Source organism: Staphylococcus massiliensis (assembly GCF_043186315.1).
GTDB classification, from domain to species: domain Bacteria; phylum Bacillota; class Bacilli; order Staphylococcales; family Staphylococcaceae; genus Staphylococcus; species Staphylococcus massiliensis.
This window is the reverse complement of sequence record NZ_CP171119.1, coordinates 984,356-1,000,682: the sequence shown is the minus strand read 5'-3', so window position 1 is coordinate 1,000,682 and position 16,327 is coordinate 984,356. Positions and strand designations below refer to the sequence as shown.

Sequence of the window (16,327 nt, the reverse complement as noted above, 5' to 3'; positions counted from 1 at the left end):
TGAAAAGCAACCTGAAAAAGTCTTCTTATTGATGTAAAACGTGTTGAATGAATGCTTCAAATGCTTTTTCGCCTTTCGTATCACGTTTGAACACACCGCAGTCTTGTAAGACCCGCTTAAACTTTCGGCCGACTTCATCTTTAATAATCTGATCGACATTATCTTCCGAAATGGTATAATGCGTCTTCATCCACGTAGCCCAAGCGCGATGAATATCAAGTACGTCATCAGCTTGGTCTAATAAAAAGGCTTTTACAGCTTGTAACTCATCTTTAAGTCTTCCAGGTAAAATGGCAGTACCCATGACTTCGATTAAGCCGATGTTCTCCTTCTTAATATGTTGCACATCAGGATGCGGATGATACATCCCATCTGGATAGGCTTCAGACGTTTGATTATCGCGTAACACAAGGTCCATTTCATATAAGTCGCCGTTAAATCGCGCAATCGGTGTCACGGTATGGTGGCGCTCTCCTGAATCACTAAAGGCCTTGATTTCAACGCTTTCATCTGAATAATGGTTCCACTTATCTCGAACATTATCACAAGCTTCAATGAGTATCTCTTTATCCTTGGCTGATAAACGGATGACGGACATCGGCCAATCTACTACACTCAGCTTAACCCCAGGGTATTTATCAAATGACGTTTCGTAACGCGTTTTGGCTTTTGCCATAGGGAAGGTATGATGACCTGCTTGATAATGGTTATGCGTTAATATCGAACCTCCAACAATTGGTATATCTGCGTTAGAACCAATTGTATAATGAGGAAATTGCTCTATAAATGACATCAGATTCTGGAACGTACGCTTATTAATTTCCATAGGACGATGCGTTTCAGATAAGACAATACTATGTTCTCTGAAGTAAGCGTATGGTGAATATTGGAAGCCCCAAGTGTCACCGTTTAAATTTAAACGAATAATGCGATGGTTGGAACGGGCTGCTTTTAAATTCGTGCCATAATAGCCTTCGTTCTCAAAGCATAAGGCGCACTTTGGATAGTTCGTTTCAGGTTCATGCTTCATCGATGCGATTTGCTTCGCGTCCTTTTCAGGCTTCGATAAATTGATCGTAATCTCAAGTTCACCGTACTCACTATCTACCGTATATTCGATGTTGCGTTGAATCGTTTCTTCTTGAATATAGTGATTCTCATGGCACAATTGATAGAAATACGATGTTGCCGCTTCTGGTGATTCTTGATAACGTTTGTAGAATTCTTGATTCACTTGTGATGGCGCGGGCGTTAGTAAGTCCATAAGTGCTGCTTCAATTTGAGCACGGTCAGAATGACTATCATCCAGTTGATCACGTTCAATCATATTTTGGATCATGGCTTGAACAAGATGTATCGTTTTATCATGACTTTTAAAGGAAATTGAGATTGAATCAAAGTCATCCGCTTTTAAAATATGTAAGATGCGATTATCTAAATAGTACGCATCCTCTGCAGCATAAGCCCCCTGTTCGATCACACGGTTTCTAAATAACTGCACGATATGTGTTGGTTCCGTCATTATTCATGTCTCCTTTAATTATGCGTCTTCATAACCATTTGGATGGTTTTTGTGCCAGTTCCAGGCCGATTTAATGATAGCGTCTATGTGATCATGCTTCGGCTTAAAGTTAAGGTGCGTCGCCGCCTTCTGACTATTTGCGACAAGCTTACTTGGATCACCTGCACGTCTTTCACCGAGTTCCGCTTTAATAGGCTGACCTGTTACACGTCGACTTGCTTCAATAATTTCCTTCACTGAAAAGCCATGACTCGTACCTAAATTAAAGACATCACTTGGATGACCCGCTTCTAAGTAATGATATGCATTGATATGCGCCTCAATGAGATCTTCAACGTGTAAATAATCTCGAATACAGGTACCATCTTCCGTATCATAATCATCACCAAAGATTGTGATATGTTCGCGCTGATGAAGTGCAACTTGTAACACAATTGGTATCAGGTGCGTTTCAGGATGATGGTCCTCACCAATTGAGCCATCATGTATCGCCCCCGCAACGTTGAAATAACGAAGCGCCACATATTTTATATTGTACGTTGCTTCACACCATGACATGATTTTCTCCATCATCCATTTACTCTCACCATAAGGATTCGTCGGCGCTTTCTGGTCATCTTCTTGAATCGGAATGTGCGCTGGCTCACCGTACACTGCGGCTGTTGATGAGAAGATAAGTTTATCAACACCATGTGCATGCATCACTTCTAATAACGACATTAAACCATAGACATTATTATTGAAATACGCTAAGGGCTTTTCAGTCGATTCCCCTACTAAAGAATAGGCGCAGAAATGAAAGACACATGAGATGCCCTCTTTTGAAAAGACCTGTTCTAAAAACGCGCGATCACGAACGTCTCCTTCATAGAACGTTGCTTTAGGATGAATCGCGTCTTTGTGACCTGTTTCTAAATTGTCTACTACGACAACGTCATAGCCTTCATCAATAAGCATGCGAACGGCATGACTTCCGATATAACCTGCACCTCCGGCAACAAGCATTGCCATTTCAATCACTCCAATTTAAGATATCTCAATTATTTTAGCACCATCTGACACATTCACAACGTAGAACGATGGCGGATAGCCAATTTTATTAGTGTAAACCGTCGTAACCGCTTCCTTAAATGTCTCAATATGATCGTGATGCACAAAAGCGATTGCACAACCTACGAACCCACCGCCAGTCATACGCGCACCGATACACCCTTGTTGTTGCTGGGCGGCTTCAGCTAGCGTATCAAGTTCAATGCCCGTCACTTCGAAATCTGATTTTAAAGACGCGTGTGACGCATTAAGTAGTTGTCCATAGGTTTCATAATCCCCTTGATTTAAGGCTTCGCATACCTGTCGCGTACGGTCATTTTCAAGAACAGCATGTCGCGCACGTCTACGTAATACATCATCTTTAATCATGTGTTGATGCTGTTCGAACGTTGCGACATCTAACTCACATAACGCGTTGATATCGCATTCGGATTGTAATTGCTTGAGCGCTTCCTCACATTCACTGCGACGTTCGTTATATTTAGACGTCTTTAATTCACGACTTTTATTAGTATTCATAATCACGAGTTGATACGGTTCAAAGTGCGTCTTGATTTCGTCGTATTTAAGCGTATGCGTATCAAGTAAGAATGCTGTAGAGGCCTTTCCGAAAGCAATTATAAATTGATCCATGATGCCTGAGTTGACACCGATATACGCATTCTCTACACGCTTCCCTATTTGAACCAAGTCCATAAGCGGCATCTCAATCTGAAACATCTCGATCATCAGTCTGCCTACTAACATTTCTAAAGAGGCTGATGAAGAGAGACTCGCGCCATAAGGTAAATTACCTTCGATTAATAGATCAAAGCCGTGGTCCAGCTGAGGTGCAACCTCTTTTAAATAAAGAAGCATCCCCTTAATATAGTTGGCATAATGATCCGCATCCTTATATGAAAGGTCCTCTAAATCAAATGTAATCACGCCACAATCTTTCATATTATTAGAATAAACACGAACAGTACGGTCCATCCTTGGCGCTGCGACACCATACGTCCCGATATCAATCGCCACCGGAAATACATGGCCACCATTGTAATCAATGTGCTCACCAATCAGATTCACTCTCCCCGGTGAAAAGCCACCTATCCTAGCGTCTCGTTTAAATCGTTGTTCAAATTGTGCTACTAAATCTGTCATTTGAATCGTCATAAAGTTCATCTATCCTTATATCTTTAACTTAAATCAGTTCATATGTTACTTATTATAAGTATAAAGTAGTTAGAACGCTTTAATCAAAACATTTTCATTCAAAGATTTAAAGGTATAATATAAATATAAGTTACTTTGAAAGGGTTAGTTGCGATGGATAAAGATTTAAAAACAAATCAACCAATCATTCGTTATAAAAATGGTTCACTGATCGAAACCAATGATTATTACGTAACAGAATTCCCGCTAACAATTGTGGTGAATAAAGAAGAATTCGCAACCGTGTTATGTAGTCCTAATCATTTACGTGAGCTTATAATCGGTTTCCTAGCATCAGAAGGTGTTATTCATCGTCAAAAAGATATCAAAGAAATCCAAATCGATGATAGCAAGGGCTTTGGACGTGTGACACTTAATATTGATATCGACCATTTAAAAAAGCAATCTACGAAACGTATGATTGCATCTTGTTGTGGTAAAAGTCGTGAGTTTTACTTTCAAACGGATATGAACATAGCGAAGACGTCTCAAGCACAATTTACTGTAGCGCCTGAAAAGATTATAGAAATGATGCAACAACTTCAAGACCAAAGTAAGATTTACCAGGCTACAGGTGGCCTTCATAATGCAGCGATTAGTGATGGTGCAGACTTCTTCATACATCGTTCTGATATCGGCCGTCATAACGCTTTAGATAAATTATTTGGTTATTGTATTGAGGCACGTATTCCTGTTAGAGATAAGCTGTTATTATTTAGCGGGCGTATTTCTTCTGAAATTTTAATTAAAGCAGCCAAAATTGGCGTAGGTATGATTCTATCGAAATCCGCACCTACTAACTTAGCTATTAAGCTAGCTCAAGATTTAAACATTACCGCAATTGGTTTCATTCGTGATGATCATTTTAATATTTACAGTCATCCCGAACGCATACAAACGAAATCGTAAGATAAATAAAATAACGTACGGTGGCTTTACGAGAGCCATCGTACGTTTTTTAAATTAAGAAATTGTGGTGAATAGCTTCGCTTAATCATATTCCTTAACGATTTGATATTGAAAGCCTTGATATACATAACCTTGTTGTATGTACATATCTTTAGCGGTATCTTCACCGTCAGCTACGAGTATGATCGGTCTTTCTTGAGCTAGCTCTCCAACAAATTGTTGCATCGTTCGACCGATACCTCGGTTGCGATACGCCTCAATGACACCGAACCCATCTATTTCAACTACTTCATCTGAAATAATGACATTCATAATGCCTACTGGGTTACCTTCATAATACGCAAGTAAACATGTTTCAGGCTGTGTATCAAAGCCATCAATCAGATTTTGTCGCGCTTCTTCCATAAAGCTTTGACCGTAAGGCGCTGAGAACGTATCAAATATTTCGAGATACGCATCTAAATTTTCGCGGTCAACAATCGCGACAGAGACTTGCGGTAGCTTTTCAAAGAGAGAAAGCTCAGAAGCTTCAATGGCATATAATTCGAGTACACCGACCTCAAAGCCAAGTTGATGGAGTTTAGCTTGCAGCGCTTGAGATGGCGCGATGTTCTCTGGAAACATCATGCAGACATGGTGCGCGCCATAAGATATATGCATCTCACGTTGGTCACGTATATCAGCTTGTAATTGCTTGAAATCTGGCATCACATGATAAATCCATTTATTGGTATCGAATGATGCCGGAAACTCGCGATTACGATGAATGGTATAACGGTCGTTATGGATGTGTTCTAAACTATTAATGTTGATGTGCGACATGTGAATACCATCCATCTTAATCACCCCTTCTTAGTCACGCGCCATAAGTTTTTGAAACTGTGGATTCTTATGTAAAGCGACACCGATAATGGTTGCTACGATTGCTTTCACAATATCACCAGGTAAGAACGATAAGCAAGCTAAAACCGTTTTATCGACAGGTAGGTTCGTCACAATGCCCATCACGATACATCCGACAATATCTAGTAATAATACACCGAACGTTAATGTGATGATAAAGACGCGTTTGAAGTCAACTTTCTTAATGACCTTTTCTCTAAAGTAACCTATTAGAAAAGCCACAATCGGATACATTATGATGAAGCCTGCACTTGGGCCGAATAAAATACCAATTGACCCTCGGCCGCCTGGTAGTAGAGGTACGCCGACGATTACAAGTAATAGGAAAATTAGCACGCTTAATGGTCCGAGTGCCATGCCTAAGATGATACCGGCTAAGTAAATACCGATATTTTGTAAGACGATGGGTACTGGCACAAATGGTAGCGGAATCGGAGGAACGAGTCCTAATACAGCGATAATTGCTGCCATTAGCGCTACGTACACTAAATGTTTTGTCTTCATAAATCTTGCCTCCTAAAAAATCATGAAATGATTATATCATAGTTGTTAACCAAAATACATATTTAGTTTACATTTAGTTGAGGTACGCTTGGTTGGTGATCGGGTTTGAGTAATAGGTGGTTGTTCGGTTAGGATGTATTGTTGAAAAGGTACAGCGAGAGATACATGATGAGGCAGTATCGCGTCGGTTTCGATTGCTCATTCCGACGTTATTAGGCTTTTGCGTCGGTTTTGATCGCGCATTCCGACGCTATTCGGCTCTTGCGTCGGTTTCGGTTACTCATTCCGACGCTATTCGAGATTTGCGTCGGTTTCGATTGCGCATTCCGATGTTATTCTGCTTTTGCGTCGGTTTCGATTACTCATTCCGACGTTATTCGGCTTTTGCATCGGTTTCGGTTACTCATTCCGACGCTATTTGAGTTTTGCGTCGGTTTCGATCGCCTATTCCGACGCTATTCGGCTTTAGCATCGGTTTCGATCGCGCATTCCGACGCTATTCGTGTTTTGCGTCGGTTTCGATCGCCCATTCCGACGCTATTTGAGCTTAGCGTCGGTTTCGGTTACTTATTCCGACGCTATTTGCTAAGCAAAATGCTATTTATTAAAATTTAAACTTAAACACTTACAGATTGAATGTATTTTTTACTTCTTACCAACTTGTGGTATCTTAACCAGTTGGCAACGGTTCGCTTAGCGACTTGTGGTACCGCCACTAGTTGGTAACGGCTCGCTTAGCAACTTGTTGCACCTTCACTAGTTGGCAACGGCTCCCTTAGCGACTTGTGACATCTCCACTAGTTGGCAATAGCCCCCTTAGCGACTTGTGACATCTCCACTAGTTGGCAATAGCTCGCTTAGCAACTTGTCGCATCTCCACTAGTTGGTAACTCCGCTTTTAACAACTTGTCGCATCTTCACTAGTTGGCAACGGTTAACTTAGCGACTTGTGACTCCTTCACTAGTTGGTAACGGCCCTCTTAGCAACTTGTCGCATCTCCACTAGTTGGTAACGGCTCGCTTAGCAACTTGTGGTATCCACACTAGTTGGTAAGATTGATTAACATTAATTCATACTGTAACTATTATATCCAAGTGATATGCCCACTTGGCTCTTATTGCTATTTAACAGCCATGTTGACCAACCACTTGGCTCTTATTCCCAATTAGCAGCCATGTCGCGACTCCACTTGGATCTTATTCCCATTTAACAGCCATGCCGACCTACTACTTGGCTCTTACACTCAATTAGCAGCCATGTCGCGACTCCACTTGGCTCTTATTCCCAATTAGCAGCCATGTCGACCAACCACTTGGCTCTTATCCCTGATTTATAGCCATGTCACGACTCCACTTGGCTCTTATTCTTGATTTACAGCCATGTCGACCAACCACTTGGCTCTTACACTCAATTAACAGCCATGTCGCGACTCCACTTGGCTCTTACCCCAATCTACTAAAGCCACTAATATAAAAACGTACAGAATTGACGATATAACATGTACAATTCCCTCAACCACTTATCCAAATCTTGCTTCAAAACCAAGTACCCATTAACCACCCATAAATCATCCAGCATCCACCGTATACCCTCACCACAATTCCGCATAAAAAAATACACCTAACGGCACGTGACCAAAACGTGAGCTAAGTGTAATTCTTTATTATGAAAGCTTTTAATGTCCTTCATCTGGCGGTAACGTTTTAACAAATCTAAATAAGACATAGGTTTGGAGTGTTACCATAATGAGCAAACCGATACGCATCCAAAACATATCTAACATGTATAATGAAAAACCTACTACGATATATAAACTGATTAACAGTTGAATCTTACGCTTCATGGTATATCCCCGTTTTTCTTTAAGATCAAGGACATAAGCTTTATATACTTTTGTTGCGACGAGCCAGTCGTGGAAACGCTTAGAGCTTTTCGCAAAACAGAGCACGGCAACAAGTAGAAATGGCGTCGTCGGAAGCAAAGGTAGGACCGCACCTAAGAATCCTAACGCCACAAATATGCAACCTAATATAACTAATACAACCCGCATGTAAACCTCCTTCGGGCGCAATTACGTAAATCGTACCCATAACGCATTACACGATTTATATCTATTTTACAATGCCCTAAATTAAGTTTACAAGCCTAGCATATTATAATTTGCATATAAATTAGGATAATACTGATTTTGCGATATTTGTATAAGCCATATCTTCCATAGGTGGATTGTGTAAACCAGCTCTAATATCGCGGTAATAACGCTGTAAGGGTCGTTCCATTTCGAGGCTTTTCGCACCAACAATACGCATCGCCATATCGACAACATCAATACCGTTGTTCATCACGACAACTTTACTTGCCGCTGTCTCGTTACGAATATCATCATCAGGACCTAAATATTGATACGCTTCAGCCGTACTGTATAAGAAATGACGCGCGCTCATCAACTTCGTCTCCATCACGCCAATATTCTGTTGAACGGTTGGAATATCCCCAATAACACCTTCAATACTATTAGGCGAATACGTCTTCGCAAAGTCCACGGCATAGTCTCTCGCTGCTTGCGCAATACCTAAATAACTAGATGGAATGTGAAGTAACCAGCCATACTGACCTTTAGGCCCGTCACCTTTAACTTCAACAAAGTAACGCTCAGGCACTTTCACATCTTCTAAAATTAAATCATGACTTTCAGTAGCACGCATGCCAACCATGTTCCAATTATCCGCAATCGAAACGCCTTCAAAGTCTTTAGGCACCATAAAGAATCCAACTGTATTTAGTGCCTCAACATACGCACCTACAATAAAGTGCGTTAAGCGTTTACTCATAGACGTAAACGTTTTAACACCATTTAACATATAGCCATCATCCGTTTTGACAGCATGCGTACCCGGTTTACCACCGCGAGTAGGACTTCCAGTTTCCGCTTCACTCACTGCACGGTTCATTAACGCACCTTGCTTCGTTAACTCTGCTACCTCATCTAATAGGTTTGGATCCCAGTGTCTCTTCTCGAAAAGCTCTCCAATTAAACCAACGTGCCAACCGATTGATAAAGCTGTCGCACCATCGATAGACCCTAAATAATCTTGTAATACCACAAGATCCATGACCGTAGCACCTTCACCGCCGTAAGCTTTAGGTAACGTCATTTTCGTATAACCTTCTTTGATTAACCAATCGATATTTTCATACGGAAAACGCGCATTAATATCATTGTCATGTGCCCTTTGTTCGAAAGTTTCACGAATACCTTCAAACTTTTCAATCCACTTTTTTTGAATATCTGATTGAATTAAAGCAGACTTTTTCATTATATATCACTCCACGATTCTTATTATCCTTAGTGTATAACTCGACATTGAATTTTTCAAGGCTTTAAAACAAATTAATTCCGACTTTACTTATATGAATTAATGTGATAACTTCTTTTTAATCACTATTTTCAAAGGAGTCTCGCGCATGATACACGTTAGGGAATTAAATTCACATTATGACAACAACCATATACTTAAAGATGTTTCATTTGACGTGCCTAAAGGTACGGTCACAACGATTATTGGCCCTAGTGGCTCTGGTAAGACCTCACTACTCAGAACATTAAACGCTTTAAAACTGCCAAGTAGTGGTGAAATTGAAATTAATAACTTTGTCTTCAACGCTTCCAGCAAAATAACTAAAAAAGACGTTACGCAATTACGTGATCATTCTTCAATGGTCTTCCAAAATTACAACCTATTTAAAAATAAAACCGTACTCGAAAACGTTACAGAAGGCTTGATATACGGTCAAAACATGGAGAAACAACAAGCCATCGATACGGCACTACCTCACCTTGAACAAGTTGGTTTAATTGCGCATAAAGATAAATATCCCGCTCAACTATCAGGTGGTCAAAGTCAACGTGTCGGTATCGTACGTGCACTTGCTTTACATAAAAAGATTCTACTCTTAGACGAACCTACCTCATCACTTGATGTGGAATCTATTAAAAGTATTTTAGAACTGATCAAATCAATCGCAAAACAAGGTATCACGATGGTTCTAGTGACCCATGAAATTCAATTTGCGAAACAAATATCAGACCAAATTTTATTTATTGACGATGGTCAAATTATTGAACGCGGTACCCCACAAGCAGTACTTGAAGAAAGCCAGTCACCGCGCGTGAAAAAATTCTTAAATCAAATCAATGAATAGGAGGGTCCCTATGAAACGCATTGTATTGCTATTGATATTCGCCGTCATACTCTCTGGTTGCGGCGCCAACTCAACTCAAAAAGCGACAAAAGATAACCCTAGAACAATCAAAGTTGCTTTATCAGCAGAAGTCAATCCGCCTTACTTTTACACAGATGAACATAACCAATACAAAGGGCTAGATATGGAATACATGAAGATGCTCGAGGAGAAGCTACCTCAATATCGCTTTAAATATGAATTAGGTGAAGAAGAATCGAACTTAGTCGGATTAGGTTCTAAGAAATATGACATGGCGATTAACTGGTTCTTTAAAACAAAGGAACGTGAACAAAAATTCTTATACCAAGATGTCCCTTATAGTTACGCGTTACCAATGCTTGCCGTTCATGAATCAAACCAAGATATTCATCAGCTAAGTGACCTTCATGACAAACGTCTAACGCCTATGTCACCAAGTGGTGGTTTATATTCCATCTTAATGTCGCATAACGCAACACACGATAAGAAGATTAAAATTGATACTTTACAATCACCATCTAACGGCAATAATCTTCAGATGATTGAAGATAAAAGACGAGATGCCATGCTCATCAACTGGAATACGTATAGCGCCGTCCAAAAAGCGATACATACCAAAACTAAAATTGGTGGCATCGTTAAAAAAGAACCGCTTCATATCGTCTATCACAAAGATGAGCAACGTTTACACGATGATATCGATCAAGCAACGAAAGAGCTTCATCAAGAAGGTAAGCTACAAAAGCTATCTCAAAAATACATGAACATAGACGTATTTGAAGATATTGAGACATTGAACGCGAAAAAAGATAAATTGGAGGAGAAAGCACAATGACATTTTTAGAATGGATTGATTTATTCAAACAAATTTTAAGACAACTTCCAATCACACTATTCATATTCGCGTTCGCGCTTGTCTTTTCAATTTTATTCGGGTTCGTACTCGCTTATATACGCATTCAAAACATTAAAGGTCTGTCATTCATCGTAAGAATTTTCCAGTCATTCATTCGAAGCACACCACTCATCTTGCAATTATTCTTAGTTTACTTTGCATTACCACAAGTGTTGCTTCTAATCGGCATCAACATCAATCACTTAGACCGCTTTTGGTTTATCGTGCTCGCATTCTCACTTCATACAAGTGCATACATCGCTGAAATCATGCGCGCCGCATACTTATCCGTAGATTACGGTCAAATTGAAGCGGCGAAAACAGTCGGCATGAAACCTAAGGACATCTTATTACGAATACTGTTGCCACAGGCTTTTAAAAATAGCGTACCGAATATGACGACTCAAACCATAGAATTATTCAAAGATACATCAATCGCATTCACAATCGGTATTATCGACATGATGGGTCAAGTGAACCTTATTATCGGCAACAACTACGGTCTTGGCATGTTAGAAGTTTACGTCGCGATTTCAATCATTTATTGGATCATATGTATCCTCATCCAAGCGACACTTACCGCCATCGATAAAAAATTAGAAATATCAAAAACAAGTTGAGGTGAAATAAATGTCATTCTGGATTCATAGTTTTATAGAAGTCTTTAAAGGATTACCATACACATTACTTATCACATGCGGTGCATTCTTATTAAGCATCATACTCGGCACGATGACCGCTTTATTTCAAATCAAGCGTATCCCTGTCCTACACCAGCTCACGACGGTCTATAACTCTTTCATGAGAAGTACACCTTTAATTGTGCAATTATTCGTGTTCTATTATGGGACGCCAGCTTTCATCATGTGGTTAAACCAAGTCTTCAAGACATCCCTAAATCCAGACAGCGTGCACCCTTTAACTATCGCATTTATCGCATTCTCACTGCACGCAACCGCTTATCTATCCGAAACCATCAAGAGTGGGTTCTACGCAGTGGATAATGCGCAAGTTGAAGCGGGTCTCACAGTCGGACTTAGCCAGCGCGATTTATATCGTCGCATTATCATTCCACAAGCCTTCATGTACGCGTTACCAAACATCGAGAACCAATTCATCATGTTATTAAAGGGAACGTCATTAGCATTCGCCATCCAAATTCCAGAAATCATTGCGAATAGTCATTTAGTCGCGAATGAGGGCTATCGTTTCATCGAAGTTTATAGTATTGCCGCCCTGTTATATTGGGCAATTGCCATCATCATTGAAGCAATATTTAAGAAAGTCGCCCTAACGAAAGGTCGTTTCTTATACGCAAACTAATTTTATTTTTCCCCTCTTTGAAAAGCCCTTCCCTGAATCAGTCTTTAATTTGAAAAAAGCCCAACCCACGAATACTAAAATTCGAGGGTTGGGCTTCTTTACTACGACATTCGCCGTTACGTCTAACATATAACCTACAGGATAGTGAAACAGTACTGAAGAAATACCTAAATTTGAGTGCTAAGACTACTTAAGTAGCGATTAAAGTTTCAAGCCTTACTCAAATACTAAATAAGATTCGATTTGATCAATAATCTTTTTAATCTTTTCACGTTGTGTTTTAGAGATTTCAATAATAACTGTACGCTCATCTTTTAAGTTACGTTTCTTTGATACTAAATTCATATCTTTCAGCTTTTGAAGTGCTTTAGTGATGTAATATGGTTTTAGATTCGCAGCTTTCGTAATTTCTTTCATGTCGTATTTCTTTTTCTCACCATAATATACATATTCTAAAATAAATACTTCTTCATATGTAAGTTGATGTTCCTTCTTAATGGTAGAAAAGATTTGTTTACACGTGTAGCTCAATTGTACTAAATGGGAAATATCATTTACTTTATATGGTTTCACATATATCACTCCTATTGAAATTTCTCCAAGTATTTCATTGAGTTATATATGTCTATCTCTAACTATTAATCACTTGGATATATTTAAAAGTTATTTTTATTTTATAATGCCCCCTTTAATAATTCAATAATTACTTTAATATTTTATTGAATAGCCCACAAATGTTAAAGTCATAATTCACAAAAAGTCTACCAATATGTAATTTATAAACCTTGTAATAGTAAGGAATTTGAAAGGTTGAACGTAATTAATAATTTTGTTTGCAGATTTAGTTACAATTGAAATTTCTTTTCGAAGTAAATACAAAAAAGCAGGTTATTCCGAATAAATAGATACCACATACTGGATTGTCTATAAATTCGATAACCTGCTCATTGTCATTTTCTTCCAATTAAACAACGTGTGAACACATTTCTTTTTCTAAAATAGATGTAAAGATATCACGTAATAAAGGTGCTGCTTCTTCACGAATCGTAAGTTGAACGACGCGTTCGTCTACTGGCGAACGCCCTTTTACAATGATGTCTTTCGTAACAAGTCGTTTCACAATTTTATTGACCTTTACGGTATTACTCTCAAGCTGAATTTTTAACGATTTCACACTCATCGTTAAATCTTCATTCGTCAAAAGCATCGATAAAATAATCATTTCATCTAACGTATATAATTTACGCGCCACACTTTCTTGAATACGCTTCATTCGATTAACGCAATCAAAGTAATAACGAATAGCACCATACGTACTCGTTAACGAAGGATGTTCTTCAAAGACGTGTAATAACATATGTTGATTGATTTCATTTAGAAATTGATGGATACGCTTTTGTTGAGATGCATTCAAATTAATTACGATTTGACGTTCATCTTTATAATAACGCTTCTTATCAAACCAACCATTAGATTGTAAATACGTTAATAGTTGTGTCATTTGCGCGTCATTCCAACCCTCTTGTCTACGGAGTGGTCGAATTTTGATATCTTCATTAACCTCATAATCTGATAAATACGTTAAAATTTTAAGGTGATTAATCGTCATATCGTGTACATCTTTAAGTACACCTTTAATAATCATCGTTTGTTTTGCTATTTTTACGAAATGCTGAATGGACGTTTGCTCCATATTGGCCACCTTTCTTCTATTGAATCGATTTAAATTTATAATGCTGTATCGATTGATGATCAAAATCAATGCTTTTAATCTCATTTTCAATCTGTGTCTGGAAATGGTACTGCTTGGCTATATCAATCATCGTACGGTCATTGTCGTAAACCGACTCTTTGACTAAGTCAGCCGTCTCTTTTGAAAAGTTAATTGTCTTTACATTACAATCTACCTTCCGAAATTTCTCAGAGAATTGGATGATATATTTCATCGATTGATATAAATGTGAAAGCTTCGGAATAATAACAAGCTGTAGTTCTTGCTTATAAGCTGTAATAATATAGTTGTCATGAACGGATAAGATATGCCCTCTTAACTTATGCAACATAAAAATAAGATGCACAAAAAGCGGTAAACTTTCTAAAGTGATTTCTCGTTCACGCGTTACATATCGGTTTTGTTTTTCTCTTTCAATCTCCTTTAATGGAATGGTAAAACCATGAATTTCTGAATAGAAACTCATCAATAATTGAAGTTGTTGTAATTCATCTTCAAAACGTACGATAGGTAAGGCATTCGTATTGAAGATATCTAAAAGAATAACTTGTGAATTCGGTATAAATGAATGAATTTGATAAAACTGTTGTAGATCAACGCAAATATGTTCACAATACGACAAGACGTTAATAAGTGTTTGTTTATCTAATAAATCTGATGAAGTCGTTTGGTAAATAAAAGGAACGTGGTGAAAGTACGCTTCAGCAACTTCTCGGTAACATTTGAGTGCTTGCACTGAAGAATTTGTAAATAAGAAATGAATGTCTAAAGTTTGATATTCATATAAACATTCATATAAACAATCAAAAAATGAGTTCACCATTTTACGATTAAAAACCATATCGTCTGTACTGTTTATTCGTATGACAGGTTGAATTTGCAACTCATTAAAAATATGCATTTGCGATTTCATCCAATATAATTGCTCTTTTGTCGTTTCATAATGATTAAACGTTTCAAACCAATTATCAATAATTATAAAAAGATTAAGCGCGTGCTTTTTTAAATTAATTAACAGGGATTGAACCGACGAATAATTTAAAGATTCGATTTTAAAATCATTAATGAAAAACTTAGGATGCCGCAAAATCTCTCCACGATCAACCGTCTTTATATTGTGAATCAGAGGCTTTGTGGCTGAAACATGATGCCCTGAATTCATCAATAACTGATTAAATTGTTCATCGAATGGAACTAACTCACCGTTATTTACATCCATATCTAAATTCATGATGCCTAATCGAAATTGATTAGGTGTATTTCCATAGGTGCTTTTAAAGTCAGATATAAACTTTGAACTATTTGTGTAACCATGTTCGTAAGCAATGTCGGTTATCTTTTTCTTAGTAGTTAAGACATCATATAAACAGTGTTGTAACCGAACATCTCTGAGAAATTGTGGGAAATTCATTCCGAGCGTATCTTTGATCACTTTTCTAATATGCTGCTCCGTCATCAAAAGTGCCTTTGAAAGCATCGATTGCGTGACCTTTTCACTGTGATGTTGATCAATATAGTTTCGAATTGTATGATATTCCTTATCTTTCTTTAAATCATGTTGTTCAGTGTGAACCAAAGAGATTTCAAATAATATCTTCCAAATAATGCGTTTACAAGTCTCATCATGGGTGTAGGAAATTTGATTTTGATTATCGAACAACTCTTTGAAAAGCGACATGATAGCTTGTTTCAATGTATCATTATCGATTTCTTCAGAGTATATCGTTGTCAGGTTGTATGATAGCTTCTCAATACTTTGAAAAGGAATCTTAAGTACGCACACTACACTATCCGCTTGAAAATCAAGCAAGAATACATCGTGTGGTACGACAACAAAGAATTGATTACGCTTAACATGATAAATATGCTGATTAATTCGGACTGTACCCTTCCCGTGAACGACAAACAACATTGTTATACCAGTTTCTTTCATATAACGTGTTTGTAATGAACGGTAAGCCTTTAAATCGTACATATCTAACATCTTGATACATCTCCTGTTCTCGAAACTTAAAACACCCAAGTAAATTCAATTATCAATGAGCTTAATAAGATTATATAAATATATTT

The 16,327-nt window shown here is 38.2% G+C and carries 15 protein-coding genes; 5 read left to right on the top strand and 10 right to left on the bottom strand.

Annotation, left to right across the window (positions count from 1 at the left end):
* Positions 1-25 precede the first annotated feature (25 nt).
* The 3 genes from galT to ACF3N8_RS04625 are packed head-to-tail and all read right to left on the bottom strand — an operon-like array spanning position 26 to position 3,727.
* A complete protein-coding gene (gene galT / locus ACF3N8_RS04635) occupies positions 26-1,522 on the bottom strand; it encodes a UDP-glucose--hexose-1-phosphate uridylyltransferase (RefSeq protein ID WP_009382834.1) in 1,497 nt (498 codons plus the stop codon).
* Between the two features lie 18 nt (positions 1,523-1,540).
* Positions 1,541-2,533: a UDP-glucose 4-epimerase GalE gene (gene galE, locus ACF3N8_RS04630; RefSeq protein WP_009382835.1), complete on the bottom strand. Its 993-nt coding sequence runs from the start codon at positions 2,531-2,533 to the stop codon at positions 1,541-1,543.
* Between the two features lie 15 nt (positions 2,534-2,548).
* Positions 2,549-3,727 carry a galactokinase gene (locus ACF3N8_RS04625; RefSeq protein WP_009382837.1) on the bottom strand — a complete coding sequence of 393 codons (1,179 nt, stop codon included), beginning with the start codon at positions 3,725-3,727 and terminating at the stop codon, positions 2,549-2,551.
* A gap of 153 nt (positions 3,728-3,880) precedes the next feature.
* Between ACF3N8_RS04625 and fdhD the strand changes: the two genes are divergently transcribed.
* Complete coding sequence (gene fdhD, locus ACF3N8_RS04620) at positions 3,881-4,675, top strand: formate dehydrogenase accessory sulfurtransferase FdhD (protein ID WP_009382838.1); 795 nt, start codon at positions 3,881-3,883, stop codon at positions 4,673-4,675.
* Between the two features lie 81 nt (positions 4,676-4,756).
* Here fdhD and ACF3N8_RS04615 read toward each other — a convergent pair whose 3' ends face one another.
* The 4 genes from ACF3N8_RS04615 to ACF3N8_RS04600 all read right to left on the bottom strand — a co-directional run bounded on the left by ACF3N8_RS04615 (position 4,757) and on the right by ACF3N8_RS04600 (position 9,400).
* On the bottom strand, positions 4,757-5,512 hold the full coding sequence (locus ACF3N8_RS04615; RefSeq protein WP_017176760.1) for a GNAT family N-acetyltransferase: 756 nt from the start codon (positions 5,510-5,512) through the stop codon (positions 4,757-4,759).
* A 15-nt stretch (positions 5,513-5,527) separates the two neighbouring features.
* Complete coding sequence (locus tag ACF3N8_RS04610) at positions 5,528-6,082, bottom strand: biotin transporter BioY (protein WP_009382840.1); 555 nt, start codon at positions 6,080-6,082, stop codon at positions 5,528-5,530.
* 1,676 nt (positions 6,083-7,758) lie between these two features.
* Positions 7,759-8,133, bottom strand: a complete 375-nt coding sequence (locus ACF3N8_RS04605; RefSeq protein ID WP_009382841.1) for a YbaN family protein — start codon at positions 8,131-8,133, stop codon at positions 7,759-7,761.
* A gap of 121 nt (positions 8,134-8,254) precedes the next feature.
* On the bottom strand, positions 8,255-9,400 hold the full coding sequence (locus tag ACF3N8_RS04600; RefSeq protein ID WP_009382843.1) for an acyl-CoA dehydrogenase family protein: 1,146 nt from the start codon (positions 9,398-9,400) through the stop codon (positions 8,255-8,257).
* 148 nt (positions 9,401-9,548) lie between these two features.
* Here ACF3N8_RS04600 and ACF3N8_RS04595 point away from each other — a divergent pair, with 148 nt between their 5' ends.
* The 4 genes from ACF3N8_RS04595 to ACF3N8_RS04580 are packed head-to-tail and all read left to right on the top strand — an operon-like array spanning position 9,549 to position 12,525.
* Positions 9,549-10,286 carry an amino acid ABC transporter ATP-binding protein gene (locus tag ACF3N8_RS04595; protein WP_009382844.1) on the top strand — a complete coding sequence of 246 codons (738 nt, stop codon included), beginning with the start codon at positions 9,549-9,551 and terminating at the stop codon, positions 10,284-10,286.
* Positions 10,287-10,296: 10 nt separating this feature from the next.
* Complete coding sequence (locus ACF3N8_RS04590; RefSeq protein WP_009382845.1) at positions 10,297-11,142, top strand: transporter substrate-binding domain-containing protein; 846 nt, start codon at positions 10,297-10,299, stop codon at positions 11,140-11,142.
* Positions 11,139-11,822, top strand: coding sequence for an amino acid ABC transporter permease (locus tag ACF3N8_RS04585; protein WP_009382846.1), 684 nt, complete (start codon positions 11,139-11,141; stop codon positions 11,820-11,822). The genes ACF3N8_RS04590 and ACF3N8_RS04585 overlap by 4 nt, the downstream gene beginning before the upstream one ends.
* A gap of 10 nt (positions 11,823-11,832) precedes the next feature.
* On the top strand, positions 11,833-12,525 hold the full coding sequence (locus ACF3N8_RS04580) for an amino acid ABC transporter permease (protein ID WP_238101692.1): 693 nt from the start codon (positions 11,833-11,835) through the stop codon (positions 12,523-12,525).
* A gap of 216 nt (positions 12,526-12,741) precedes the next feature.
* Here the strand turns inward: ACF3N8_RS04580 and ACF3N8_RS04575 are convergent, their stop codons facing one another.
* The 3 genes from ACF3N8_RS04575 to ACF3N8_RS04565 all read right to left on the bottom strand — a co-directional run bounded on the left by ACF3N8_RS04575 (position 12,742) and on the right by ACF3N8_RS04565 (position 16,241).
* The gene (locus ACF3N8_RS04575; RefSeq protein ID WP_009382849.1) at positions 12,742-13,098 is read right to left on the bottom strand and encodes a MarR family transcriptional regulator; all 357 of its coding nucleotides are present in this window, start codon (positions 13,096-13,098) and stop codon (positions 12,742-12,744) included.
* A gap of 391 nt (positions 13,099-13,489) precedes the next feature.
* A complete protein-coding gene (locus ACF3N8_RS04570; protein ID WP_009382851.1) occupies positions 13,490-14,218 on the bottom strand; it encodes an accessory regulator Y in 729 nt (242 codons plus the stop codon).
* A 16-nt stretch (positions 14,219-14,234) separates the two neighbouring features.
* Positions 14,235-16,241, bottom strand: a complete 2,007-nt coding sequence (locus ACF3N8_RS04565) for a helix-turn-helix domain-containing protein (protein ID WP_238100915.1) — start codon at positions 16,239-16,241, stop codon at positions 14,235-14,237.
* Positions 16,242-16,327: the final 86 nt, after the last annotated feature.